Origin of the sequence: Alcanivorax sp. 24, assembly GCF_004360225.1 — a bacterium.
In the GTDB taxonomy this organism is placed as follows: Bacteria; Pseudomonadota; Gammaproteobacteria; order Pseudomonadales; family Alcanivoracaceae; genus Alloalcanivorax; species Alloalcanivorax xiamenensis.
In genome coordinates, this window is the sequence record NZ_SNUA01000014.1 from 1 (window position 1) to 24,702 (window position 24,702).

Consider the following 24,702-nt stretch of genomic DNA (forward strand, 5'->3'; position numbering starts at 1 on the left):
AAGGAGCACTTAAATCATGCTCAACTCATTACAACTCAACTGGGTTGACTTGTTCAGAGTCGATATCTAGTAAAGAACTCGACCCCAAACAGGTCCCACACGTTTGCTTGCCTGATTGTTAAAGAGCGTTGGAAGCCTTGCTTCCCGACGACTTCCTGGCGTTGCCTCGTTTGGCGTGGCGCCGTGTCCGCCGTCGTTGTGGGGGCGCATTCTAGGGATTTCCGTCAGGGCGTCAACACCTTTTTCATCTCTTTTTTATCAAACGGTCACCTTTTAAGCGAACACCCTCTGAAACGTCTATTTTTTACTCCATGGCGCTGGTTTTTCAACCATTTTCGCCCTCCCGATCCCATCCGGGAAAAAGAAGGGGCGCCAATGGCGCCCCCTCGGAAATCCGGATTCGAGCCCGATCAGCTGTCCGATCGCTTGCGCAGTTGCCAGAGATTGAGCAACAGCCCCACCACCACATAGATCACCGCCACACTCAACAACACCAGCGGCGGATCCAGGAAAACGATGGCGAACGCGACGATGACCCCGAGCAGAACCTTAAACGGCACTCTCCCGATATGAAATTCCTTGAAAGAGTGATAGCGCACCGAAGACACCATCAGCAAGCCCGCCCCCGCAACCACCAGGGCCACGATCCAGGAGATGTCATTACCGTCCATGCCACGGCTCGCCCCCAGCCAGACCAGGGTCGCCACCAACCCGGCCCCGGTGGGGCTGGGCAGCCCGATGAAGAAACGCTTGTCCGTGCTTTCCGCCTGCACATTGAAGCGTGCCAGACGCAGCGCCGCACAGGCCACGTAGATGAACGCGGCCATCCAGCCGAACTTGCCCAGCTCCGACAACCCCCAGGAATAGGCCACCAGCCCCGGCGCCACGCCAAAGGCCACACAGTCGGACAGAGAGTCATATTCCGCCCCGAATTTGCTCTGGGTATTGGTCAGCCGCGCCACGCCGCCATCCATGCCATCCAGGATACCGGCGACGATAATGCCGACGGCGGCGTTCTCGAACAGGCCATTCATGGCGGCGACGATGGCGTAGAAGCCGGCGAACAGGGCCCCGGTGGTGAACAGGTTGGGGAGCAGATACACCCCCTTGTAGCGCGCCCCGGTGCGCTGTTCCGCTTCCACCACCTCGAAGGTTTCCGGCGTCCCGCTCTGCGGGGCGTCCTCTTGCTGCTTGGTCATGATGTTTCGCCGACTGAAAAGGTCCGCCTAGTCTAACGCAGCCGCCCCCAACAAAAAATTTCCTGGCGCCACCTCGCTCCGGCGTCCGGGACGCCAGGGTGCCCGCCACGAATCGCGGCCATAAAAAAACGCGCCCGAAGGCGCGTTTTCGTCAATCATGGACACAGAGCCGCTATCAGTTCTTGCTCTTGTCGACGATCTGGTTGGCCTGGATCCAGGGCATCATGCTACGCAGCTTCTCGCCCACCTGCTCGATCGGGTGCTCCGCATTCAGGCGACGCCGGGCGGTCATGCTTGGATAGTTCAGATCGCCCTCAGAAATGAACATTTTCGCATATTCGCCATTCTGGATGCGCTTCAGGGCATTGCGCATGGCTTCACGGGACTGGTCGTTGATCACTTCCTGACCGGTGGTGTATTCGCCAAACTCCGCGTTGTTGGAAATGGAGTAGTTCATGTTGGCGATGCCGCCTTCGTACATCAGGTCGACGATCAGCTTGAGCTCGTGCAGGCACTCGAAGTAAGCCATCTCCGGCGCGTATCCGGCTTCCACCAGCGTTTCGAAGCCCGCTTTCACCAACTCCACGCAGCCACCGCAGAGTACCGCCTGCTCACCGAACAAGTCGGTTTCGGTCTCGTCCTTGAAGGTGGTCTCGATGATACCGGTGCGGCCACCGCCGATACCGCAAGCGTAGGACAGTGCCAGATCCTTGGCCTGACCGGACGCGTCCTGGAAGATCGCGATCAGATCCGGGATACCACCGCCCTTGGTGAACTCAGTGCGCACCGTGTGGCCCGGGGCCTTCGGCGCGATCATGATCACGTCCAGGTCCTTGCGCGGCACGATCTGGTTGTAATGGATGCAGAAACCGTGAGCGAATGCCAGGGTCGCGCCCTGCTTCAGGTTCGGCTCGATCTCGTTCTGATAGATAGCGGCCTGGTATTCATCCGGAGCCAGCACCATGACCACGTCAGCCTGCTTGACCGCTTCCGGAACGCTGGTGACCTTGAGGCCGGCGGCTTCCGCTTTGGCGGCGGAGGCGGAGCCCGGACGCAGCGCCACGGTTACGTCCACACCGGAATCCTTCAGGTTGTTGGCATGGGCATGGCCCTGGGAGCCGTAACCAACGATGGCCACTTTCTTGCCCTGGACCAGAGAAAGGTCACAGTCTTTGTCGTAATAGACTTGCATGGTCGTAATCCTGTTGTGCAATGAATGTGTGGAGTGAATGCGAAGCGGCCCGGCAGGCCAGCACTGGCTGGTCACGATAGGCTATCCGGGGCATTGCGTAAAATGATATATTTGCAACGCTGCATGCCGAATTTGGCAATACAAATCGCCCCCATGGACCGCCGATGGATATCCGCGCTCTGGAATACTTCCTGACCCTGGCAGAGACTCTGCACTTCGGGCGAACCAGCCGTCTGTGCCACATCAGCCCTTCCGCTCTGAGCCGCGGCATCCGGCAACTGGAGCAGGAAGTAGGCACCACTCTGTTGTACCGGGACAATCGCCGGGTCAGCCTGACCCGCGAGGGGGAACGCTTCCGCGACTATGCCCGCCAAGCGGTGAGCGACTGGAACACGGTACGCCTGGCGCTGCAGGATGACCAGCGGGTGCTCCGTGGTGAGCTGAGCCTGTACTGTTCGGTCACCGCCAGCTACAGCTTTCTCCACGACATGCTCAGCAGCTTCCGCGCCAACTTTCCCCGCATCGAAATCAAATTGCACACTGGCGACCCGGCTCAGGCCGAGGAACGGGTCCTGGCCGGCACCGAGGACATCGCCGTCGGCGCCCGTCCGGTGCAGATGCCCAACGGCATCGCCTTTCACCCGGTAACCCGCTCCGCCTTGCTCTTCATCGCCCCCGCCAGCCAGCCGCAGTTGGCCGAGCGGCTGTCCGGCAAGGCCAGCGGTAACGCCTGGAGCGATGTGCCGATGATTCTGTCCGAGGAGGGCCTGGCCCGGGAGCGCACTGACCGCTGGTTTCGCGATCTGGGGCTACGCCCGCAGATCTATGCTCAGGTCAGCGGCAATGAAGCCATCGTCAGCATGGTCAGTCTGGGGTTCGGCATCGGCGTGGTGCCGCAGATCGTGCTCGACAACAGCCCCCTCGCCAACCGCATCCGTATTCTCGACGTGCAGCCACGGCTGGAAGCTTACGAAGTGGGCTTGTTCGCTCTGGAGAAGCGACTGGGAGAGCCGCTGATCGACGCTTTCTGGAATCAGCAGAATCCAGGCTGACGGCTCCCCCGCTTCCAATCACATACCGTAACGGGCCGGATCGACTTTCGAGAACACCTCGCGCCAATACAGCCGCGCCAACTGCTCCGGACTCTCAACACCGTCCACCAGGTCCTGCCAGCGCTGTAACAAAGGCCGGAAAGCATCAATCAGCTCAGCGGCATTCTCCACGCCATAGCGCTTGCGGTAGTTTTCCGCGATGGTTTCCACATCCTTATCGATGAAGGCCAGGGTAGCGGCCCGGAAGGCGTCACCGGTCTGATGCACAGTGATGCCGTTTTCCTTCGCGGCGGCCAGGTTCCGCGCACCCAGTTCGTCGTATCCCCAGGAGGCTTCCGCGGAAAATACCGCCGAGGCTTTCAATACCGCACGACGCTCGGCGTCACTCAGCCCCCGCCAGGTATCGCGGTTCATATTGTTGACACCGGAACCGCCGAACACGCCGCCCGGGACGCCCAGAGTGATATCCGTCACCACTTCGTCCAGTTTGAAGATCGACAGCTCCGTGGTGGTCTGCACGGTGCAATCCACCACTCCCTGGTTCAGCCCTTCGTAGATTTCATTCACCGACATGGTAATCGGCGTGGCCCCCATTTTTTCCACCCAGCGAGCCCATTGGGCACCGGAAGTTCGTACCCGTTTACCCGCCAGTTCCTTTGCTTCCCGGATCGGCGTGGTACACAGCAAGGGCAGCGTTGGAGTGGACCCGGATCCGAGAAAGACCTGATTCTGCGCGGCCAGTTCCTTTTGACAACCCGGGCAGGACTGGAACAGAAACTCGGAGAAGGCACCGGTGAATATCAGCCCCGCATGGGCGGGATCTTCACCACCGGCGTTGAGCAACATGGAGATCTCCGCCAGCATATTGATGCGCGGATATTCCCCCGGGAAATACGGGAACAGCACCACGGCCGCGTCCGCCATACCGTCACGCACACCAGCGGAGCTCTCCAGCAAATTAAGCAGCGTCAGCGAAAAAACCCGGGCGGTGAGCGCGCCGTCCGTCTCATCCTTCAAGACCTGCGTGTACTTCTGAGCGGCCTGTTCCGCCACTGAGTTAGGCGGGTAACCGGAAGCGAAACGCAGGGACTCGGCGTACCCCGGTCCCGACATGAAAGCGGCGGTGAGCGCCAACAGCGCCAGGTATCCTCTTGGTTTCATCATTATTCTCCTGATCAGGATCAGGCGACGTCATCACAAGGAAAAAGACGCCGTCTCATCATAGAGTTCTTTTTTGGACAGCTTGCCCACCGGCGTCTTCGGCAGTTCATCACGCAATTCCAAGGCACGTACCATCTCGTGCCTGCCAAGACGATTGGCGAGAAACGCCTGCAGTGTGTCCAGCGTCAAGGGCGCGGCGGATTGGCGCAGGCGAACAAACGCCATGGGAGACTGCCCCCGATAGCTGTCCTTTACGCCGATCACCGACACCTCTTCCACGTCCGGGTGCTCATAGATGGCTTCCTCGATCACTCGCGGATAGACGTTGTAGCCACTGCACAGAATCATGTCCTTGGTGCGATCGACGATATACACATAGCCGTGCTCGTCCAGGTAGCCCACATCGCCGGTGCGGAAGTAACCGTCCCCGGTGAACGAGGCCGCGGTGGCATCAGGGTTGTTCCAGTAGCGCGGCATGACATTAGGACCGGTGACGCAAATCTCGCCGCGCTCGCCCGGGGCCAGGGAGCCTTCCGCGTCCATGGGCGCGATCTTCATCACCACACCGGGCACCAGGCAGCCGCAGGAACCTTGCGGTGGTCGCTTTCCGGTGAGCGGCGTGTAGGTGCCCACGGCGGTGGTCTCGGTCATCCCCCAGCCTTCACCGAGACGGCACCCGGTGAGTTCCTGGAAGCGCTGCTGCACCTCCACCGGCAAAGGAGCGCCGCCCGAGTTACACAATCGCAAGGAAGTAAGATCGTACTCCGCCACCTTCGGATGATGGATCAGCGCGATGAACATGGTCGGCACCGCCGGCAATACCGACAGGCGATGCTCATGCACCGCGTTGAGTACCGCATCGGGATCAAAGCGGCTATGCAAATAGAGCTCCGCCGCCAGACGGATACCAAACAGCAGGTTCACCGTCATCGAATAGATATGGAACGGGGGCAGCACCGCCAGCACTTTTTCCTCGCCCGGGCTCAGATCACCGGCCAGCGCCAACATCAACTGCTGACAACCACAGGTAAGATTACCGTGAGTCAGCTCCGCTCCTTTGGGAACCCCGGTGGTGCCACCGGTGTACTGAAGCACCGCCAGAGTGTTCTCCGGGTCCGCCACCGGATAGGGATGGAAGTCCCCCTCATTGTCGAGCAAGCCGGCGAAGCTGAGGACGGCCGCCTCTGGCTCGGCGCCGGTGGCGCCCTCCCCGGCGAAGTCCATGGTCGTACCCACCACCAGAGTCCGCAGACGGGAGGTCTCCAGAAAACCCCGGATCCGCGGCAGCAGCTCCGGCACATCCAGCGTCACCATGATGTCGCTATGGCTGTCTTCAATCTTGTGCGCCAGGGTACGTTCCGCATCCAGAGGGGAATAATTGACGACGGTACCACCGGCTCTCAACACACCAAGAAAAGCGATGGCGTAGTGAGGCGTATTGCCGAGAAACAGACCGACATGAACGCCGGGTTTCACACCCAGGTCCTGAAAGCCTCTGGCTGCCCGGTTTACCAAACGATGAAAATCGGCGTAGGAAAGCCGCACGCTTTCAAAATACAGAGCGGGATGTTGCGGAAAGCGGGCCGCGGTTTCTTCCAGTGCCTGATACACCGGCTCCGCCGCGAACACCGCCGCGTCCCTGACCTGGCCCGAGGCCTGGCTTGCAGTCATGGCAGCTCCTTGTTGTTGTCATGGGCTGAACGAATCGACCCTAGCCTAGGTGGGGCTGGCCCGACATGACCAATGAATGGTTTTCATGGAGCGCTATAAACAGGGAGAGGGGAGGCGCCAGGACGGCCATGGTGGAGAATGGATGGTTTTCAGTGTCCCCGCGGGGTAAACACATCGACAGGATCGAGAAAGAACATCTTCTTCCAGCCCTGCGTCTCCGTTGTTATCCGCCACGGCAGCGGAATCAAGGACAGTACCGAATAATGCAAATGAGGAGGCTTCCCCCTGGCATTGCCGGAATCTCCGACCCCGCCTATCTGGCGCCCTTTCGCCACCCATAGTGGCACCGGAGTGGCCGGCTCATTCAGATGCGCGTAGTAGTGAAGGCGCCATTTCGGCCCCAGTACGATCACCACTTTCCCGCCCAGGCTGAGTTCCCCCTGATACAATCGGATACCAGGAACGGCGGAAACCACCGGCGTCCCCCGGACGGCAAAGATATCGATGCCTTTATGCACGCCGGAAGCGCCCCAGGGTTCAAACCAGAAGGATTTCGGGTGCCAATCACTGGCCGTGGCGCCTTGCACTGGAATGCGAGCATGTTCCGGGAGCAGTAAACCGGCCGCCACAACAACAAGCAAAGCCCATAGCCCCCTTTTGAGGCGAAATCCTTTCACCATGCCCTCTCGCACCTCCGCAGTATCGCCCTGGCACTCTACCTATCGGCAACCACCCGCTTCAACGTCCACTGATCGCCAGCTGCACGCCCAAACCGGCAAAGGCGGCGGCGAACCCTCTGCGCAAACCGTTCCGCACTCGCGGCGACGCCATGATCACCCGCCGGAAACCATGGGCCAGTTGCCCATAGCAGACAAACACGGCGAACGTCATCGCCATCAAAACACCGCTTAACAATAACAGCTGCGCAAAGGGAGACGGGCTGCCCGGCGGAATAAACTGAGGCAGGAACGCCAGGAAGAACAGACTGAGTTTCGGGTTAAGAACATTGACCAGAAAGGCACGGCCGATAACCACCAGAGGACGAATTCCGGCGGCGTCTCCGGACACCTGGAGCTGTAGCCCGTTTTTCCAGGTCATCCAGGCCAGATAGAGCAGATAAGCCACCCCGGCGAACTTCACCAGTTGAAACACCACCGCACTGGTGTGCATGATCGCCGCCAGCCCCAGCACTGTCGCCAGCAGATGAGGAATAATACCCAACGTGCAACCCAGCGCGGCGTAAAAGCCGGCCGCTCGGCCCTGGGCCAGCGCCGCCGCCACCGTGCACAGCACCCCAGCCCCGGGCATCAGCACCACGATCAGCGTGGTCAGCAAGAATTCGACGGTGATCATCAGGGTTACCTTTCTCGGGTTGCACTCAGACAGGTTCGTATTCCGCTGTTTACCACAGGGACGTTCCTTTTACCCGGAACTTGATACACCGTTCCAGGGTCCCGCGCAAAAACAACAAACCCCGCACCAAGCGGGGTTCGTTGTTTCCGGTCGATAGCGCGAACCGTCACAGGCTCAACACTTTCTCCCCACGGGCAATGCCGGACACGCCGGAGCGCACCACTTCCAGCACCTGGGTTTCACCGATGGCGTTGATGAACGCCTCCAGCTTATCGGTGGTCCCGGTGAGCTGAACGGTGTAAACGGTAGCGGTCACATCCACGATCTGGCCACGGAAGATGTCCACGGTGCGCTTCACTTCCGCGCGCTGGGCACCGGTGGCCTTGATCTTCATGAGCATGATCTCACGTTCGATGTGAGCCCCTTCGGTGAGATCCACCAGCTTGACCACCTCGATCAGCTTGTTGAGGTGCTTGGTGATCTGCTCGATCTTGTACTCGTCACCGGTGGTGGTCATGGTCAGGCGCGACAGAGTCGGATCTTCCGTGGGCGCCACGGTGAGCGTCTCGATGTTGTAGCCTCGCTGGGAGAACAGAGCCACCACCCGGGACAGGGCGCCGGGTTCGTTTTCCATCAGAATCGAAATGATACGTCTCATCAGGTGCGCTCCGTCTTGCTCAGCCACATATCACGCATGGCGCCATCGGCGATGTGCATCGGGTACACGTGCTCGGTGGGATCCACGTAGATGTCCATGAAGACCAGCCGGTCCTTGAGCGCGAACGCTTCGTTCATGGCGCCCTCCAGGTCCTCGAATTTCTCCACCTTGATGCCCACATGACCGTAAGACTCGGCCAGTTTGACGAAGTCCGGCAGGGATTCCATATAGGACTGGCTGTGACGACCGCCATACTGCATGTCCTGCCACTGGCGCACCATGCCGAGGGCCTGGTTGTTGATGTTGATGATCTTCACCGGCAGACCATACTGCAGACAGGTGGACAGCTCCTGGATGTTCATCTGGATCGAGCCTTCACCGGTGACACAGGCAACCACCGCGTCCGGGAAGGCGAACTGCACGCCCATGGCCGCTGGCAGTCCGAAGCCCATGGTGCCGAGGCCGCCGGAGTTGATCCATTGGCGCGGGCTGTCGAACTTGTAGAACTGGGCGGCGAACATCTGATGTTGCCCCACGTCGGAGGTGACATAGGCCTTGCCTTCAGTCGCCTTGTACAGTGCCTCGACCACCTGCTGCGGCTTCATCGGGCCGCTTTCATTGGTCTCGTAGCGCAGGCCGTGGAACTCCCGCCAGCCGTCGATTTCCTGCCACCAGCGCTCCAGCGCCTTGTGGTCCGGCTCGTTGTCCTGCTCATCGAGCATGGACAGCATTTCATCCAGTACCTGCTGTACCGGACCGACGATGGGAATGTGCGCCGCCACGTTCTTGGAGATGCTGGCCGGATCGATATCGATGTGGATCAGCTTGGCCCCGGGGCAGAACTTCTTGGTGTTGTTGGTGACCCGGTCATCCAGCCGCGCACCGGCGGCCAGGATCACGTCGGCGCTGTGCATCGCCATGTTGGCTTCGTAGGTCCCGTGCATGCCGAGCATGCCGAGGAACTGACGATCGGTCCCCGGATAAGCACCCAACCCCATCAAAGTGTTGGTCACCGGGAAGTTGAGCTTACGGGCCAGTTTGGTCAGCGCTTCGCTGGCCTCGCCCTGAACCACGCCGCCACCGGAATAGATAACCGGGCGCTTGGCCTTGAGCAGTTCTTCCACCGCTTTGCGGATCTGACCGGAGTGTCCCCGGGTCACCGGCGCGTAGGAGCGCAACTTGACCTTCTTCGGGTATTCGTACGGGAAGGTCTTGTTGGGGGCGGTGTGATCCTTGGGAATATCGATCAGTACCGGGCCGGGACGGCCGGTGGTGGCGATGTAGAACGCCTTTTTAAAGATCTCCGGGATATCCTTGGGATCGCGAACCATGAAGCTGTGCTTCACTACCGGGCGGGAGACGCCGATCATGTCGGTCTCCTGGAAGGCGTCATCACCGATCCAGTCGGAGCGAACCTGGCCGGACAACACGATCATCGGAATCGAATCCATGAAGGCGGTGGCCAGGCCGGTAATGGCATTGGTGGCGCCGGGGCCGGAAGTCACCATCACCACGCCGGGCTTGCCGGTGGCGCGAGCGTAGCCGTCAGCGGCGTGAGTCGCCGCCTGCTCATGGCGCACCAGAATATGACTGACTTTGTCCTGCTTGAATAACGCGTCGTAGATGTGCAGAACGGACCCTCCGGGATACCCGAAGATGTACTCCACACCCTCTTCTTGCAGTGCGCGGACAACCATATCCGCGCCGGATAACATTTCCACGGTTGCTACCTCTAGTTCAGAACAATAGCGATCACCCCGCTGGAAGCGGAGGACAACGTTTACCTGTGGAATAGGGCGCCATATTTGAGCACCCCGAGGTCGGTCGCGGCGGTTGGCCGGCAACAGACACAGGCAGAGGGACCTGGAGGAATCGTGCCCGCGACGGGGTGAGAAACCTCCGGAGGTTCCCACAGCGGGACGAGAATGCAGTCATACTGCTGACACCGGACGCCGCGGTAACGACGCCCCGAATCCCGGCCACACAGCCACCGGTAAGTGGTTGCGGGTCCCGAACTCCGGAAAGGCCTTAATATTGTCAGAAATGCGGGCGATTTCAAAGCCCTAATGACCACGGTGTCTTGCCTGGCCGGCGGGTTCGTTGGCATGCTTGGGAGGCTAATACTTTTTTCGGAGGGAATCCCGGATCACGTTTCCGGGCCGGATCACTATGAAACCATTACTCATTGTCGCCCTACTCATCGCCAGCTCGTATGTTCCGGCCGCCACCTACTACAAATGGGTGGACGACCAGGGTGTCACCCACTATGACGCGCAACCCCCGGAGGGCCAGGAAGCCCAATCCGTGCGCACCCGCCGCTCCGCCAGCTCGGACCAGGCCGACGCCCTGGAAAGGCTGGAACAGGACCGCGCCCGGCGCGCCCGCCCAGGCGAGCAAAAAAGCACCACCGCAGCGGACGGCGCCGTAAGCGAGGAAACCCGGGCCGCCTGCGACCAGCACCGGCGGAATCTGGCGGCCCTGACGGAAAAACCACTGGTGCGCCGCGAGAACCCGGAGACTGGCGAAATGGAGGTTCTGGACCAGGAAAAGCGGGCCGGGATTCTGAAACAGACCCGCGCCGCGGTATCATTCTGCGATAGCCGGGGGGCCTGACGTGGTTTGTTACCATTGGAAGCGGGTTCCCTCACCCGCTTTCAGGCTTAAAATACTTCCCGTCCCCGTTACTGAACTCCCTATATTGACATAGGGGCTCCGGCGCTGCGGATGCTATCATCCCTATCACGCCGCCGGCCCGGTGCTCACCCAAGGACAGCCCAACATGACGGATTATTTGAGAGAACGCTTCGAAGACGTGGACCTGACACCCGGTCAGGGCAAGATCAGCGCCACCATCGCCGTCGGCCTCGGCCTGCTTTCCCTGCTCGGCGGTTTCTGTTTTCTGTTCCCGAACTTGCTCACCACGCCGGAATTTCGTGCTTTCTATAGCGCCGATGTGCTGCGCATGGTGCTGTTCGCCGGTATCGCCATCGCCTTCTGTGCCGGCTTTATCAGTGTCTGGCGCCACCAGGATCCACGCTATGGCCTGGCCGGCATGATCATGGCCTGCATGGCCGCCCTGCTCGGTTCCGGCAGAATCGACGTGCCACCGGTGGACGGCCGCAGCCTCTACGCCGGGCTGGACTATTTCATCCTCACCCTGCTGGTGCTGGCCCTGGTGTTCATCCCGATGGAGCGGATCTATCCGAAGGACCCCGAGCAACGAGTGTTGCGCCGGGGTTGGATCACGGACATGAAGTACTTCCTGTTCAGCCATGTCGGCCTGCAGTTAATCAGCTTCTTCACCGTGATCCCGATTCAGGTGTTCCTGCACGACAAAGTTGATATCGGCTTCCAGCAGGCCATCGCCAGCCAACCACTGTGGCTGCAGTTCATCGAAATCCTGATTGTGGTGGATCTGGGCAGCTACTGGATTCACCGGGCATTCCATGAAGTACCCTGGTTGTGGAAGTTTCACGCCGTGCACCATTCCACCCAGAAAATGGACTGGCTGGCCTCATCACGGCTGCATCTGGTGGAAATCGTCACCAACCGCTTCGTCGGTTATTTACCGATCTTTGTTCTTGGTTTCTCGCCCTCGGCGGTGTACGCCTATCTGGTATTTATTTCCTTCCACGCGATTTTCATCCACGCCAATGTGCGTTTCCGTTTTCCGCTGCTGCGCTGGGTCATCGCCACCCCGGAATTCCACCACTGGCATCACTCCTCAGAGGACGAGGCAGTGGACAAGAACTATGCCGCCTTCCTGCCGCTCTACGACAAACTGTTCGGCACACTGCACATGCCCGACAAACTGGCGGCGCGGTACGGCACCCGCGCCAGCACCCAGGTACCGGAAGGCGTGGTGCAACAGTTCACCTTCCCGTTCCGGCGTTCCTCCTGAGGGGGCGCAATACAAATCGCGGTCCTTTCCTTCACGGAAGAGGGCCGCCGCTGCCCCACAATTCGCCAGCACGCTTACACGCAACACGCCAGCACGCCGAACCCAACAATCAGAAAACATCATGCCGGATCGGCGTACCGACGAGGTGCGTGCCAGCGCTCAAGGCTCACCCCTTGGCGAAGGTGAACTTGCCGTCCGCCACATCCACGTTGATGGCATCACCCTGCACGAACTCGCCTTTGAGCAGCGCCTGGGCCAGCGGATTCTCCAACTGGTTCTGGATCGCCCGCTTCAGCGGCCGGGCGCCATAGACCGGGTCGAAGCCCGCTTCCACCAGCTTGTCCAACGCCGCGTCGGACAGCGTCAGGGACATTTCCCGCTCCACCAGCCGCTTGCGCAGATAGTCGAGCTGGATGCCGGCGATGCCTTTCAACTGCGCCTGCCCCAACGGGTGGAATACCACCGTCTCGTCCACCCGGTTGATGAACTCCGGACGGAAATGCTGGCCGACCACTTCCATTACCGCGGCTTTCATTGCCTCATAATCGCCTTCGCCGGCCATGCGCTGGATCAGGTCCGACCCCAGGTTCGAGGTCATCACCACCACCGTGTTACGGAAGTCCACGGTGCGGCCCTGGCCATCGGTAAGGCGGCCGTCTTCCAGCACTTGCAGCAGCACGTTGAAGACATCCGGATGCGCTTTTTCCACTTCGTCCAGCAACACCACGGAATACGGCTTACGACGCACCGCTTCGGTGAGATAACCACCTTCCTCATAACCGACATAACCCGGAGGCGCGCCGATCAGCCGGGCCACGGAATGCTTCTCCATGAACTCGGACATATCGATACGTACCATGGCTTCCTCGGTATCAAACAGGAAGCCGGCCAGCGCTTTGCACAGTTCCGTTTTACCCACACCAGTGGGGCCGAGGAACAGGAAGCTGCCATTCGGGCGGTTCGGGTCCGACAGCCCGGCGCGGGAACGACGCACCGCGTTGGCTACCGCTTCCACCGCCTCTTCCTGGCCCACCACGCGATGATGCAGCGCCTCTTCCATGCGCAACAGTTTCTCACGCTCGCCCTCGAGCATCTTGGACACCGGGATCCCGGTCCATTTGGAAACCACTTCCGCCACTTCCTCATCGGTGACCTTGTTGCGTAGCAACTGGGTTTCCACCTGAGCGGCTTCCTCGCGTTCCTGAGCTTGCTGAACCTTCTTCTCCAATTCCGGAATCACCCCGTACTGCAGCTCGGACATGCGGTTCAGGTCGCCAGCGCGACGTGCCTGTTCCATATCCACCCGGGCTTGTTCCAGTTCCGCCTTGTATTGTTGAGCGCCCTGCAACGCGGCTTTCTCCGCGTTCCAGATCTCTTCCAGATCAGCGTATTCCTTCTCCAGCGCCGCGATGTCGGCTTCCAGTTTTTCCAGCCGTTTCCTGCTTGCCTCGTCCTCTTCCTTGCGCAGAGCTTCCCGCTCCATTTTCAACTGGATCAGACGGCGATCGAGGCGGTCCATTTCCTCCGGCATGGAATCGATTTCCATACGGATACGGCTGGCCGCTTCGTCGATCAGATCGATGGCCTTGTCCGGCAACTGGCGGTCAGTGATGTAGCGATGGCTCAGTTTGGCGGCGGCGATGATGGCGCCGTCGGTGATGTCGACACCGTGGTGAACCTCATAACGTTCCTTCAGACCGCGCAGAATGGCGATGGTGTCTTCCACCGAGGGCTCGTCCACCAGCACTTTCTGGAAGCGACGTTCCAGAGCGGCGTCCTTTTCGATGTATTGACGATACTCGTTCAGCGTGGTGGCACCGACACAATGCAGCTCGCCGCGCGCCAGCGCCGGCTTGAGCATGTTGCCCGCGTCCATGGCGCCATCGGCCTTGCCGGCGCCGACCATGGTGTGCAGCTCATCAATGAACAGGATCACCCGCCCTTCCTGCTTGGACAGTTCGTTGAGCACGGCCTTCAAGCGCTCCTCGAACTCACCACGGTATTTGGCGCCGGCGATCAGAGCCGCCATATCCAGGGACAGAACCCGCTTTTCCTTGAGCCCTTCCGGCACTTCGCCGTTGACGATGCGTTGCGCCAGCCCCTCGACGATGGCGGTTTTACCGACACCCGGTTCACCGATCAGCACCGGATTGTTCTTGGTCCGGCGCTGTAGCACCTGAATGGTACGGCGGATTTCATCATCCCGGCCGATCACCGGGTCCAGTTTGCCGCTTTCAGCGCGTTCGGTGAGGTCCGTGGTGTACTTCTTAAGGGACTCCATACGGTCCTCGGCGTTGGGGTCATCCACCGATTCACCACCGCGGACCTCCTGGATTTTCTCCGCCAGCACCGCCTTGCGAATACCGGCGTTCTTGATCAACTTGCCGACCTCGCCGTTATCATCACAGGCCGCCAGCAACACCGCCTCGGTGGAGATGTATTGATCCCCGCGCTGTTGCGCTTCCCGGTCCGCCAGATTCAACAAGCGCCCCAGATTCTGGGACAGCTGAACGTCTCCGGTGAACTGTCCAACGGTGGGCAGCTTGTCCATGGCCATCTTCAGAGCGGTGATCACATCCGCCGGGTTGGCACCGGTTTTTTCCAGCAACGGCGCGGCGACACCGCCACGCTGCTGCAATAAAGCCAGCAGCAGGTGCACCGGTTCGATGGCGTTGTGGCTTTGCCCCACCGCCAGTGACTGGGCTTCGCCCAGAGCTTCCTGAAGACGAGCGGTCAATTTGTCCATTCGCATGAATGACTTCTCCTGGTTGCGCGTAAATTCCGGCCCTCAACCACAAGGTTTCAATGGCACCGGACTTTACCGACTGTTCAAAATCTGACCTATAAATGCGGGCGGAGCCATGGAATTCAAGCAACCCCAGCCGGAAAAAACGCCCGATATTGATCCAGATTAAGAGAACGGAGATGGCGGGCCCGGCCCCGATCAGGGCTCAAGCCAAATCAGAGAAGCAAAGCGACCGGTCTGGCCTTCCTTGCGGTAGGAATAGAAGTGGGTGAGGTCATCGGCGGTGCAATGCTCCCCTCCGGATACGTCTTCCACACCGGCCTGATGCAATACCAGGGTGGCGGCATGGGTAAGCGAAAAACGCCAATGGCCGGGAGTCGCGTCACGGGTGAAAGCGGGTTCAAACAGCTGCGAGGATTCCATGAAGGCACGGCGTACTTCTTCCCCAACCTGATAGACCCGTCCGGAAATCGCCGGCCCCAACCACGCGGACAGCGCCTCCCCTTCCGGCGCCAGGATCGATACCGCCCGTTGCACGATGCCCGCATGCAGCCCACGCCAGCCGGCGTGCACCGCGGCCACCGCGCTGCCATCCCCCCGTGCCAATAAAACCGGCAGGCAGTCAGCGGTGAGCACCACGCAGGGCCAACCGCTTTCGTCGGTCCAGACCCCATCCGCGCGGTTGTCCGCATCACCGGCGCGAATTACCCGCTCCCCATGAACCTGCTGCAGCCAGGCCGGTGGGTGATCCACTTGCAGCAACCGGTGCACATGACGGCGGGCGGCTTCCACCCGGGAGGGCTCGTCACCGCAATTGGCGCCAAGATTGAACCCGGCCCATGGGGGAGGTGAGTGACTCCCCAGGCGAGAGGTGACCACCGACCGCACCCGGGGATGCGGGTGCCATTCCGGCCAGAGCCACTGATTGACGTCCGGCAGCGTCATTGCGCCTCCCGGTCCTCCTCGAGGACCCGAATCAGAGTCTGCAGGTCTTCCGGCAACGGCGTTTCGAATTCCAGATACTTACCGCTAACCGGGTGCACCAAACCGAGGCGACGGGCGTGCAGAGCCTGCCGGGGGAACCGGCGCAGCGCCTCGCGTAACGCCTCGGTGGCACCAGCGGGGAACTTCAGGCGACCACCGTACAACGGATCCCCCACCAGAGGATAGTGACGGTGGGCCATGTGAACGCGAATCTGATGAGTGCGTCCGGTTTCCAACCGGACCTGGATCCGGGTATGGGCCCGGTAGCGGTCCATCACGCGGAAATGGGTCACCGCCGGCTTGCCGCCTTGCGCCACCACGGCCTGACGCTTGCGATCCACCGGATGGCGTCCTATGGGCGCATCCACGGTGCCGCCGCCAGTCATTACCCCAACGGCGATGGCTTCGTACTCACGATGCAGGCTCTTGTCCTGCAACTGCGCCACCAACCCGCTGTGCGCTTCCAGGGACCGGGCCACCACCATCAAGCCGGTGGTATCCCGGTCCAGGCGATGGACGATGCCGGCACGGGGAAGACTTGAGAGACGCTCATCCAAATGAAGCAGTCCGTTGAGCAAGGTCCCATCCGCATGCCCCGCCGCCGGATGCACCACCAGCCCCGCCGGCTTGTTGATAACGATCAGGTCCTCATCCTCATACACCACCGGCAAGCTGATCGCCTCGGGCTGGTCCTCCAGCTCCGGCGCCAGCTCCGCCTCCAGGGTCAGGCTCTCGCCGCCCACCAGCTTGTCCTTGGGGCGCGCCTTGCGGCCATTGACGGTCAGAGCCCCCTGTTTGATCCAGGTTTGCAGTCGTGAACGGGAGAATCCCTCGAACAGCTCCGCCGCCACCTGGTCCAAGCGGGCGCCGGCGTGATCCACGCTCACCTGCTCGGTACGTTGAATTTTCTCCCCGCCGAGATGTCCCATATCGCAACCTGTGATTAAATAGCGCTCCATTGTAGCGCGTCGAACCGAGGAAAAAATGCCACGTCTGTTTTGGCCCCTGATTATCGCCGTGATGGTGAGCGCCTGTTCCAGCAAGCCCGTCGAGAGCCCGGAACGCACCGAGGCCGAGCAATATAAGCAGGCGCGGGAGTCGCTGGAAGCGAAAAATTACCTGACCGCCATCGATAGCCTGAAGGAACTGGAAGCCCGTTTCCCCTACGGCCCCTACGCCGAGCAGGCACAACTGGACCTGATCTATGCCCAGTTCATGTCCCAGGATTACCCTGCCGCGGTGGTCGCCGCCCAGCGCTTCATCCGCTCCTACCCGGCCCACCCCAGCCTGGACTACGCCCTCTACATGCACGGGCTGTCCAACTATTACCTGGAGCGCGGCCTGTTCGACAACATCATGAGCACCGACAAGTCCGCCCGCGACCTGAGTGCCGCCCGCAACGCCTTCGAGGATTTCGAACGGCTGGTGAACCGCTTCCCGGACAGCGACTATGCCCCGGACGCGCGCTCACGCATGGTGTTCATCCGCAATCAGTTCGCCGCCCAGGAACTGCATGCCGCCCGCTACTATGCCCGGCGCGGCGCCTATATCGCGGCCATCAACCGGGCCCAGTACGTAGTGCGTCACTATCAGGGCACGCCTTCGGTACCGGAAGCACTGGCGATCATGGCCAAGGGCTACGAGCGTATCAATCAGCCGGAACTGGCCGACAAGAGCCGCCGGGTACTGGCGCAGAACTGGCCGGATTCCGACTATATGAACGACGACAGGGTTACCCTGTCCTGGTGGCCGGACAAGGCCAACGGCATCCTCAGCCTGCTAACCTTCGATTTGCTGTAAGCGGACGACGAGGCCGCTGCAGGAGAACCCCGCGGCGGCTTTGATACCCTTCTCAGTCCCCCGGGCGCCAGCCATTGGTAATCGGATAGCGCCGGTCCTTGCCAAAAGCCCTGCGGCTGACTCTCGGCCCCACCGCCGACTGACGGCGCTTGTACTCATTGCGATCGGTCAGGCGCACCACCCGGTACACCACGTCCCGATCGAAGCCGGCGCGGATCACCGCTTCGGCACTCATGTCCTGTTCCACATAGTGCTCCAGAATAGCGTCCAACTCGTCGTAGTCGGGTAGCGAGTCCGAATCCACCTGATCCGGCGCCAATTCCGCGGACGGTGGCCGGTCGATCACCCGTTGTGGAATGATCTCGGTGCCGGCTTTCTGATTGCGCCAGCGGGCAACACGGAACACCCAGGTCTTGAACACATCCTTGAGCACAGAGAAACCGCCGGCCATATCGCCATAGAGAGTGGCATAACCCACCGCCATCTCGCTCTTGTTGCCGGTGGTAAGCACCACGGAGCCGCCTTTGTTGGAGAGCGCCATCAGCAGAACGCCCCGGCAGCGGGCCTGGAGATTCTCCTCGGTGGTGTCGGTGTCGAGCCCCGCGAACGGTTCCGCCAGGATCTCCATGAAGCCGTTGAAGGCCGGCTCAATCGGCAATACCCGGTATTTCACCCGCAACGCCCGGGCCTGCTTCTCGGCGTCCTCGATGCTCATGGCGGAGGTATAACGGAACGGCATCATCACCGCCTCCACCCGTTCCGGACCCAGGGCGTCCACCGCCACCGCCAATGTCAAAGCGGAATCGATGCCGCCGGACAGTCCCAGCAAGGCACCTTTGAAGCCGTTTTTGTTGACGTAATCCCGCACCGCCAATACCAGCGCCCGATACATGCTCTCCTCACCCGCCGGCACCGGCAATACTTCGCCTCTGACGGCCAGCACTGCCCCTTCGCCGCTCAGATCCACCGGCACCAGTCCTTCCTCGAAGCTGGCGCCCTGTAGGCACAGATGGCCGGCACCGTCCACGGCGAAGGAAGCGCCGTCAAACACCAGCTCATCCTGGCCGCCCACCATGTTGCAATAGAGCACCGGCAGACCGGTTTCCCGGGCACGGGCGGCCACCTGTTCGAAACGCTCCTCCGGCTTGCCGGCACGGAATGGTGAGGCGTTCAGATTGATAATGGCGTCGGCGCCAGCTTCCGCCGCCGCGGCGGCCGGACCGGCATACCAGATATCCTCGCAAATGGTGATGCCCAGTTGCAGGCCCTGGAACTCGAACACCACCGCGCTGTTACCGGGCTGACTGTTACCGGGTTGAAAATAGCGTTTCTCGTCAAACACGCGGTAATTGGGCAAGCATTGCTTGAAGTACTCGTGGCGCGGGCCCTCGTCGCCGGGATAAAGCACCCCGGCGGCGTTGCGACGCACTCCGTTGCGTACCGCCGGATAGCCAACGATCACCGGCACCTCCACGGCGGCACCGATAGTGGCCAGAGCATCATCGATACGCCGGTTGAGGCTGGGCCTCAGTAACAGATCCTCCGGCGGGTAACCGGTCAGCATCAGTTCCGGAAAGACCACCAGTTCCGCCCCCAACAGGGTACGGGCCTCACGGGCGGCATCGATCACCGCCCGCGCATTGCCTTCGATATCGCCCACCAGCGGATTACGCTGGGCCATCACTATTCGCATAGGAACCATGCCTTCATCATGTCCAGGCCCCGGCGACCACTCTGCCCGCCGCCTCGGGCCGATCTCTTTCCTCTCGGCTGCGCTGATTGTACTCTGTAGCCGGCCGGGTTACATAAGAGCCTGCCAAAGGCCCGCGGAAAGTTTCCTTGGCATCGCGCCAGGACACATTTTCCTTACTGCATCCGGCCCTCTCCGGCATCCAGGTTAGCGGTTTTCGGCACCTGGTGATGCGGTCGGCGGCACCTGAGCGTATAACAGGTTTCAGCGCACCTTCATAAGCCTGGGAATCAGGGCCGGAGTCAAGCAAAGGTTCACCCGGACGACAAGTGGGTGAGTGATTTACGGGGAGAAAGAAATGGGGCTGATCAAGCTGGTGATACTGGCCGCGCTGATTTACGTGGTCTGGCGGGTGGTGAAAGGCGTCTCCGCCAACCAGGCCGCCCGGGGACGCGATCCACGCCGCTCCTCCCGCACCATCGACAGCGAGCGCATGGTCAAATGCCACCTGTGCGGGGTGCATGTACCGGAAGCCGAGGCCTTCCGTCATCAGTCGCTGGACTTCTGCTCCCGCGAACACCGCCGTGAATACCTGGAACACCAGGAAAGCGACGATTGACCCGGCCAAGACGCCCATCATGACCACGCCCCGCGATCAGGCCGGCCTTCCCTGGCCACCACCCGGACAGCGCTGGACCCCGGTGCGCATTTACAATGTCTACCGCATCGCCATCGCCTCGGTCTTGTTGATTCTTCACTACACCCACCAGCAGCCCTACCTGGGCCAACACTTGCCGTTACTGTTCGAATTCACCGTGATGGCCTATCTGGCCCTGATTCTGGTGTCCACGGTGCTCGAATACAGCGAGCGTCTGCCGCCCCCCGGTTGGGCTCAGTCGTTCGCCCTGATTGTCGACGTTATCGCCCTGGGCCTGGTGGTACACGCCAATGGTGGTCTCGAGGGAGGGCTGGCGGTACTGCTGCTGATCACCGTGGCGGCGGGCAATATTCTGCTGCGCGGTCGCATGGGGTTTCTGGTCGCCGCCCTGGCGACACTGACGGTGATGTACGAGCAATTCTACTTCGCTACCCAATCCGGCGAGCGGGATCCATTCTCGCTGACCGAGTCCGGTCTGCTTGGCATCGCTTTTTTCATGGTCTCGGTGATCATCCAGCAGATTGCCTCGCGGCTGGAGCGCAGCGAGAGCATCGCCGCCGACCAGCAGGTAGCCCTGGACCGGCTGGAAGCCCTGAACGAACAAATCGTCCGGCGCATGCGTACCGGAATCCTGGTGTTCGACCGTCACGGGCGTATTCTGCAGTCCAACCCTTCGGCGGATAATGCGTTCGCCACCGCCATGAGCGGCCAGTCATTACCGGAGCCACTACGGGAACGATACCAGGCCTGGCGCCAGGCGCCCCACATCCTGCCGCCCCCCTTGCGCGCCTCGAAGCAGTCGCCGGAGCTGTCCGCGCGCTTCGCGCCCCTGGATACCAGCCACGAGCAGTTGACCCTGGTGTTTCTAGAGGACACCGCGCGTATCGCTCAGGAGGCGCAGCAGTTGAATCTGGCCTCCCTTGGCCGGCTCTCCGCCACCCTGGCCCACGAAATCCGCAATCCATTGAGCGCGATCAATCATGCCACGGAACTGCTGCGCGAGGATGCCGGCGACGACAGTGACCGCCGTCTGCTCGATATGGTGCGAACCCACGTACAACGAGTGGACGGCATCATCTCCGATGTGTTGGACTTGTCACGGCGACCCAAAGGCCAGGCGCAAAGACTGGCCTTCAAGGAGGTTCTCGTGGAGGTCGCCGCGCATTGCCATGAAGACCGCAAGGCGCGTCTGCAAATGGACTTTGCCACCGATACCGAGCTGCGTTTCGATCGCGGCCAGCTGATTCAGATTCTCGACAATCTGATCGGTAATGCTTTTCGACATGGGGGGGAACAGGTCCGGGTACGCGTAACCCACGGAGTGCATTCAAAAACCCGATTGCCCTGGATCGCGGTCAGCGATGATGGCCCGGGCATCGGCGAGGAACAGGCACGGCATTTGTTCGAGCCCTTCTTCACCACGCACGCCAAGGGAAACGGTCTCGGTCTGTTCGTGTGCCAACAACTGTGCCAGGCCAATCAAGCCAGTCTCAGCCATGAACCGGCTGATCGGGGCGCTTGTTTCATGATTACCTGCGCACATCCGGATAGACAGTTCCAATAACGATGAATGACATTACTCCGCGTGTTTTGGTTGTGGACGACGAGTCGGACTTACGGGAACTTCTGGTCATCACCCTGGGGCGGATGAAACTGGAAGCAACGGCCGCGGACTCCCTGGCCGCCGCCCAGCGTCTGCTGGATCGCGACACCTTTCATCTGTGCCTGACCGATATGAACCTCGGCGACGGTACCGGTTTACAGTTGATCCGCTACGCGGCGGAGAAGGCGCCGGACCTGCCCATCGCGGTACTCACCGCGTTCGGCAATATGGAAACCGCCACCGAAGCGATGAAACTGGGGGCCTATGATTTCATCGCCAAGCCGGTAACGCTGGACCGGCTGCGGCAGTTGATCCAGGACGGCCTTGGCATCAGCCGCCATGGCGCCGCCGAAAGTGGCGAGGACGACGGGTTGATTGGCCAGTCGCCGGCCATGCAGCATTTACGGCGGCAAATCCGCAAGCTCGCCCGCAGCCAGGCGCCGATCTACATCAGCGGCGAGTCCGGCAGCGGCAAGGAAAAAGTGGCGCGGCTGATTCATACGCTGGGACCGCGCGGCGATCACCCCTTCGTCGCGGTGAACTGCGGTGCCATCCCCTCCGAATTGATGGAAAGTGAATTCTTTGGCCACCGCAAAGGCAGCTTCACCGGTGCCGTGGAAGACCGCAAAGGCCTGTTCCGGGAAGCGGACGGGGGCACTCTGTTTCTCGATGAGGTGGCGGATTTGCCGCTGCACATGCAGGTGAAGCTGCTGCGCGCGATTCAGGAAAAGACCGTGCGCCCGGTGGGCGAGTCACGGGAGTTCAGCGTCAATCTGCGCATTCTGTGCGCTACCCACAAGGATCTCAGCGAGGAAATGCAGGCCGGCCGCTTCCGCCAGGATCTTTACTACCGGTTGAATGTCATCGAGGCGCACGTACCGCCGCTGCGCGAACGTCTGGACGACGTTCCGGCGCTGGTTGACCACATCCTCTCGCGACTCGGCATCGCCTGGGACACCACGCCGCCCACGCTCAGTGACGGTACTTTGGCGGCGCTGCGCGGGTATCCGTTTCCCGGCAACGTGCGGGAGCTCGAGAACGTCCTGGAGCGGGCCATGACCCTGTGTGATGGCAACATCATTGAACCCTCCCATCTGCGTTTACCAAGCCAGACCGGCGCGGATACCCCCAGCCTGGGCGGCAGCCGAGATCCGGCGTTGCCGCTGGAGGACTATCTGCAGGACATCGAGCGGCAGGAAATTCTCAAGGCTCTGGACGCCACCCACTGGAACCGCACCGCCGCCGCGAAAAAGCTGGGCATGACGTTTCGCTCACTGCGGTACCGCTTGAAAAAACTGGCCCTGGATCAGGAAGAGGAAGAAGGCAGCGCGTAAAGTGCCGGGTCCAGATGCGGGCGCTCGCCACTCATCAGCGCCGCCAGCAACGCGGCGCTGGCCGGTGCCGACACCAGACCATTACGGTAGTGCCCCAGCGCGGCGTAGACCCCGGGCACGCCGGGCACCTCGCCCAGATACGGCCAGTCCCGGCCACAGCCGGGACGCACGCCGGCCCAATGGCTTACCGGCCTTTCCTCGGCCAGAGCCGGTAACAGCGCCGCCGCCATCCTCTCCAATGCCCAGCGCCCCGGCACCGTGGGATAATGGCTGTCATCACCGTCCTTCAACGTTGAGCCCGCCAGCACGGCACCGTCGGCACGGGGAATCAGATAGCCCTGCTCGGTCAGCAACACGGTCGGCACCCGCCCCGGCACCAACTGATAGAGCAGCATTTCTCCCTTGGAAGGAAACAACGGCAAATTGAGCCCGAGCGGACTGAGCAACCGCGAGCCCCACATACCGGCACTGACCAGCACACGAGCCGCCTGCCATTGCCGTCCGTCGGCCAGCGCCACCGACGCCCCACCCACGGCGCGCGGAGATAGTGATACCGCCGGTGTTGCTTCGAATCGCACACCCTGGGCCGAGAGATGAGCCCGCAGTGCCTTGAGAATACGGGGATTACGTAAATTGCCCAGAGTTGGAAACCACACCCCGTCCCGATCGGTGGCTTCCGGCATTCGCTGGGACAGGCGTTCCGCCACGCAGGACAGCCGCCAACGGCGTGCCCAGGCCATGGCGTCGGCACGTTCCTTCTCGGTTTCCACCGCCACCCACAGGCCGCTTTCGTTGAGGTCCTCGTCCACCAGCCCGGCCCGTCCGCGCAGCCGCGTGATCAGGTTGCGATAGCGCTCCGGCGCGTCCACCGTCAGCAGATTCATGGCGTCGGGATAGCGCCAGGCGTACAACGGCGACAGGATCCCGCCGCCAGCCCAGGAGGCCGGCGGAAAGCGGACCGGCGCGTCGATGACGGTGACCCGGCAACCCCGGTCGGTGAATTCCAAAGCACTTAACAATCCGACGATACCGCCGCCGACGACGAGCAAATCAGCCATAGCAATCAGGGAATATGGACTACAGAAAGAAGAGCAACAGTAGCACAAAGGCCACCTTGCCGGGACGGTAAACTGGCCTCTTGTTGCCACACATCAAAGGCCAGGACGGCCATGGGAGGGACAAGGACGTGCGCGGATTCACACTGGTGGAACTACTGATCACACTGACGCTGCTGGCGCTGCTGTTGAGCGCCGGCGTTCACTGGCAAAAAGACTGGCTGCCCCGGCATCGGGTGGTATCGGCCAGCAACCAGGTTCTGGGTCTGATCCACTATGCCCGGGCCGAAGCGCTGACGCGGGGACCGATCTATTTATGCGACGGCAGCAGTCACTGTGACCGCTTCCAGACAACCTCTTCACTGCTTTTGGCGCGGGACCGGAATGGCATTGCCGCCATCACCGATGATGACGTGTTCCATCGCCTTGATCTGCCCGAGGGCACCACCCTTGCCTGGCGCCGCTTCCGCGGCACCGCATTGCGTTATGAACGGCGCGGCAACCTGTATTACCAGAACGGCAGCTTCCTGATCTGCAACCAGGGGCAGGGGCGACGTATCGTCATGTCGGTGATGGGCACTGCTCGCATCGAACCGATCAGCAGCGGCGACTGCCTCTAGAATGCGGACCGCGATCCCGCCGTTT

21 protein-coding genes are annotated in these 24,702 nt (G+C 61.3%); 8 read left to right on the plus strand and 13 right to left on the minus strand.

Going from position 1 to position 24,702, the window contains the following annotated elements:
• Positions 1-410: 410 nt before the first annotated feature.
• Together pssA and ilvC are read right to left on the minus strand one after the other, a co-directional pair.
• Complete coding sequence (gene pssA / locus E0L37_RS16645) at positions 411-1,199, minus strand: CDP-diacylglycerol--serine O-phosphatidyltransferase (protein ID WP_133492829.1); 789 nt, start codon at positions 1,197-1,199, stop codon at positions 411-413.
• A 175-nt stretch (positions 1,200-1,374) separates the two neighbouring features.
• The gene (ilvC, locus tag E0L37_RS16650; protein WP_342352132.1) at positions 1,375-2,400 is read right to left on the minus strand and encodes a ketol-acid reductoisomerase; all 1,026 of its coding nucleotides are present in this window, start codon (positions 2,398-2,400) and stop codon (positions 1,375-1,377) included.
• A 155-nt stretch (positions 2,401-2,555) separates the two neighbouring features.
• On the opposite strand from ilvC, the gene ilvY reads away from it, so the two are divergent.
• Positions 2,556-3,443: an HTH-type transcriptional activator IlvY gene (gene ilvY / locus E0L37_RS16655; protein WP_133492830.1), complete on the plus strand. Its 888-nt coding sequence runs from the start codon at positions 2,556-2,558 to the stop codon at positions 3,441-3,443.
• An 18-nt stretch (positions 3,444-3,461) separates the two neighbouring features.
• On the opposite strand, the gene E0L37_RS16660 is transcribed toward ilvY, so the two are convergent.
• The 6 genes from E0L37_RS16660 to E0L37_RS16685 all read right to left on the minus strand — a co-directional run bounded on the left by E0L37_RS16660 (position 3,462) and on the right by E0L37_RS16685 (position 10,007).
• On the minus strand, positions 3,462-4,604 hold the full coding sequence (locus E0L37_RS16660) for a C4-dicarboxylate TRAP transporter substrate-binding protein (RefSeq protein ID WP_240687492.1): 1,143 nt from the start codon (positions 4,602-4,604) through the stop codon (positions 3,462-3,464).
• A gap of 33 nt (positions 4,605-4,637) precedes the next feature.
• Positions 4,638-6,275, minus strand: coding sequence for a long-chain fatty acid--CoA ligase (locus E0L37_RS16665; RefSeq protein WP_133492832.1), 1,638 nt, complete (start codon positions 6,273-6,275; stop codon positions 4,638-4,640).
• Between the two features lie 149 nt (positions 6,276-6,424).
• Complete coding sequence (locus tag E0L37_RS16670) at positions 6,425-6,955, minus strand: M23 family metallopeptidase (RefSeq protein ID WP_133492833.1); 531 nt, start codon at positions 6,953-6,955, stop codon at positions 6,425-6,427.
• Positions 6,956-7,013: 58 nt separating this feature from the next.
• Positions 7,014-7,628: a LysE family translocator gene (locus E0L37_RS16675; RefSeq protein WP_133492834.1), complete on the minus strand. Its 615-nt coding sequence runs from the start codon at positions 7,626-7,628 to the stop codon at positions 7,014-7,016.
• A gap of 166 nt (positions 7,629-7,794) precedes the next feature.
• A complete protein-coding gene (gene ilvN, locus E0L37_RS16680) occupies positions 7,795-8,286 on the minus strand; it encodes an acetolactate synthase small subunit (RefSeq protein WP_014996018.1) in 492 nt (163 codons plus the stop codon).
• Complete coding sequence (locus tag E0L37_RS16685) at positions 8,286-10,007, minus strand: acetolactate synthase 3 large subunit (protein ID WP_097058755.1); 1,722 nt, start codon at positions 10,005-10,007, stop codon at positions 8,286-8,288. Before E0L37_RS16685 ends, ilvN begins: the two co-directional genes overlap by 1 nt.
• A gap of 448 nt (positions 10,008-10,455) precedes the next feature.
• On the opposite strand from E0L37_RS16685, the gene E0L37_RS16690 reads away from it, so the two are divergent.
• Both E0L37_RS16690 and E0L37_RS16695 read left to right on the plus strand, forming a co-directional pair.
• Positions 10,456-10,899 (plus strand): DUF4124 domain-containing protein, encoded by a 444-nt coding sequence (locus tag E0L37_RS16690; protein WP_133492835.1) that lies wholly within the window; start codon positions 10,456-10,458, stop codon positions 10,897-10,899.
• Positions 10,900-11,065: 166 nt separating this feature from the next.
• The gene (locus E0L37_RS16695) at positions 11,066-12,187 is read left to right on the plus strand and encodes a sterol desaturase family protein (protein ID WP_133492836.1); all 1,122 of its coding nucleotides are present in this window, start codon (positions 11,066-11,068) and stop codon (positions 12,185-12,187) included.
• A gap of 166 nt (positions 12,188-12,353) precedes the next feature.
• Here the strand turns inward: E0L37_RS16695 and clpB are convergent, their stop codons facing one another.
• The 3 genes from clpB to rluD all read right to left on the minus strand — a co-directional run bounded on the left by clpB (position 12,354) and on the right by rluD (position 16,846).
• Positions 12,354-14,939 carry an ATP-dependent chaperone ClpB gene (gene clpB, locus E0L37_RS16700; protein ID WP_133492837.1) on the minus strand — a complete coding sequence of 862 codons (2,586 nt, stop codon included), beginning with the start codon at positions 14,937-14,939 and terminating at the stop codon, positions 12,354-12,356.
• Positions 14,940-15,131: 192 nt separating this feature from the next.
• Positions 15,132-15,878 carry a peptidoglycan editing factor PgeF gene (gene pgeF, locus E0L37_RS16705; RefSeq protein WP_133492838.1) on the minus strand — a complete coding sequence of 249 codons (747 nt, stop codon included), beginning with the start codon at positions 15,876-15,878 and terminating at the stop codon, positions 15,132-15,134.
• Positions 15,875-16,846: a 23S rRNA pseudouridine(1911/1915/1917) synthase RluD gene (gene rluD / locus E0L37_RS16710; protein WP_133492839.1), complete on the minus strand. Its 972-nt coding sequence runs from the start codon at positions 16,844-16,846 to the stop codon at positions 15,875-15,877. Before rluD ends, pgeF begins: the two co-directional genes overlap by 4 nt.
• A 55-nt stretch (positions 16,847-16,901) precedes the next feature.
• On the opposite strand from rluD, the gene E0L37_RS16715 reads away from it, so the two are divergent.
• A complete protein-coding gene (locus tag E0L37_RS16715) occupies positions 16,902-17,717 on the plus strand; it encodes an outer membrane protein assembly factor BamD (RefSeq protein ID WP_133492840.1) in 816 nt (271 codons plus the stop codon).
• A gap of 52 nt (positions 17,718-17,769) precedes the next feature.
• Here E0L37_RS16715 and E0L37_RS16720 read toward each other — a convergent pair whose 3' ends face one another.
• Positions 17,770-19,410, minus strand: coding sequence for an NAD+ synthase (locus E0L37_RS16720; protein ID WP_133492841.1), 1,641 nt, complete (start codon positions 19,408-19,410; stop codon positions 17,770-17,772).
• 355 nt (positions 19,411-19,765) lie between these two features.
• On the opposite strand from E0L37_RS16720, the gene E0L37_RS16725 reads away from it, so the two are divergent.
• From E0L37_RS16725 to E0L37_RS16735, 3 genes are read left to right on the plus strand one after another with little or no spacing between them, the layout of a single operon-like run.
• Positions 19,766-20,026 (plus strand): PP0621 family protein, encoded by a 261-nt coding sequence (locus E0L37_RS16725; protein WP_133492842.1) that lies wholly within the window; start codon positions 19,766-19,768, stop codon positions 20,024-20,026.
• Positions 20,027-20,045: 19 nt separating this feature from the next.
• Positions 20,046-21,629, plus strand: coding sequence for an ATP-binding protein (locus tag E0L37_RS16730; protein WP_133492843.1), 1,584 nt, complete (start codon positions 20,046-20,048; stop codon positions 21,627-21,629).
• A gap of 2 nt (positions 21,630-21,631) precedes the next feature.
• The gene (locus tag E0L37_RS16735) at positions 21,632-23,002 is read left to right on the plus strand and encodes a sigma-54 dependent transcriptional regulator (protein WP_133492844.1); all 1,371 of its coding nucleotides are present in this window, start codon (positions 21,632-21,634) and stop codon (positions 23,000-23,002) included.
• Here E0L37_RS16735 and E0L37_RS16740 read toward each other — a convergent pair.
• On the minus strand, positions 22,975-24,060 hold the full coding sequence (locus tag E0L37_RS16740; RefSeq protein ID WP_133492845.1) for an FAD-binding oxidoreductase: 1,086 nt from the start codon (positions 24,058-24,060) through the stop codon (positions 22,975-22,977). The genes E0L37_RS16735 and E0L37_RS16740 overlap by 28 nt on opposite strands.
• A gap of 128 nt (positions 24,061-24,188) precedes the next feature.
• Between E0L37_RS16740 and E0L37_RS16745 the strand changes: the two genes are divergently transcribed.
• Positions 24,189-24,677 carry a GspH/FimT family protein gene (locus E0L37_RS16745; RefSeq protein ID WP_166643088.1) on the plus strand — a complete coding sequence of 163 codons (489 nt, stop codon included), beginning with the start codon at positions 24,189-24,191 and terminating at the stop codon, positions 24,675-24,677.
• The last annotated feature ends 25 nt before the right edge of the window (positions 24,678-24,702 follow it).

Bases quoted from the DNA above. Each gene is read 5' to 3' on its own strand.
- pssA (WP_133492829.1), bottom strand. From the start codon at position 1,199: ATGACCAAGCAGCAAGAGGACGCCCCGCAGAGCGGGACGCCGGAAACC.
- ilvY (WP_133492830.1), top strand. From the start codon at position 2,556: ATGGATATCCGCGCTCTGGAATACTTCCTGACCCTGGCAGAGACTCTG.
- E0L37_RS16660 (WP_240687492.1), bottom strand. From the start codon at position 4,604: ATGAAACCAAGAGGATACCTGGCGCTGTTGGCGCTCACCGCCGCTTTC.
- E0L37_RS16665 (WP_133492832.1), bottom strand. From the start codon at position 6,275: ATGACTGCAAGCCAGGCCTCGGGCCAGGTCAGGGACGCGGCGGTGTTC.
- E0L37_RS16670 (WP_133492833.1), bottom strand. From the start codon at position 6,955: ATGGTGAAAGGATTTCGCCTCAAAAGGGGGCTATGGGCTTTGCTTGTT.
- E0L37_RS16675 (WP_133492834.1), bottom strand. From the start codon at position 7,628: ATGATCACCGTCGAATTCTTGCTGACCACGCTGATCGTGGTGCTGATG.
- ilvN (WP_014996018.1), bottom strand. From the start codon at position 8,286: ATGAGACGTATCATTTCGATTCTGATGGAAAACGAACCCGGCGCCCTG.
- E0L37_RS16690 (WP_133492835.1), top strand. From the start codon at position 10,456: ATGAAACCATTACTCATTGTCGCCCTACTCATCGCCAGCTCGTATGTT.
- E0L37_RS16695 (WP_133492836.1), top strand. From the start codon at position 11,066: ATGACGGATTATTTGAGAGAACGCTTCGAAGACGTGGACCTGACACCC.
- clpB (WP_133492837.1), bottom strand. From the start codon at position 14,939: ATGCGAATGGACAAATTGACCGCTCGTCTTCAGGAAGCTCTGGGCGAA.
- pgeF (WP_133492838.1), bottom strand. From the start codon at position 15,878: ATGACGCTGCCGGACGTCAATCAGTGGCTCTGGCCGGAATGGCACCCG.
- rluD (WP_133492839.1), bottom strand. From the start codon at position 16,846: ATGGGACATCTCGGCGGGGAGAAAATTCAACGTACCGAGCAGGTGAGC.
- E0L37_RS16715 (WP_133492840.1), top strand. From the start codon at position 16,902: ATGCCACGTCTGTTTTGGCCCCTGATTATCGCCGTGATGGTGAGCGCC.
- E0L37_RS16720 (WP_133492841.1), bottom strand. From the start codon at position 19,410: ATGCGAATAGTGATGGCCCAGCGTAATCCGCTGGTGGGCGATATCGAA.
- E0L37_RS16725 (WP_133492842.1), top strand. From the start codon at position 19,766: ATGGGGCTGATCAAGCTGGTGATACTGGCCGCGCTGATTTACGTGGTC.
- E0L37_RS16730 (WP_133492843.1), top strand. From the start codon at position 20,046: ATGACCACGCCCCGCGATCAGGCCGGCCTTCCCTGGCCACCACCCGGA.
- E0L37_RS16735 (WP_133492844.1), top strand. From the start codon at position 21,632: ATGAATGACATTACTCCGCGTGTTTTGGTTGTGGACGACGAGTCGGAC.
- E0L37_RS16740 (WP_133492845.1), bottom strand. From the start codon at position 24,060: ATGGCTGATTTGCTCGTCGTCGGCGGCGGTATCGTCGGATTGTTAAGT.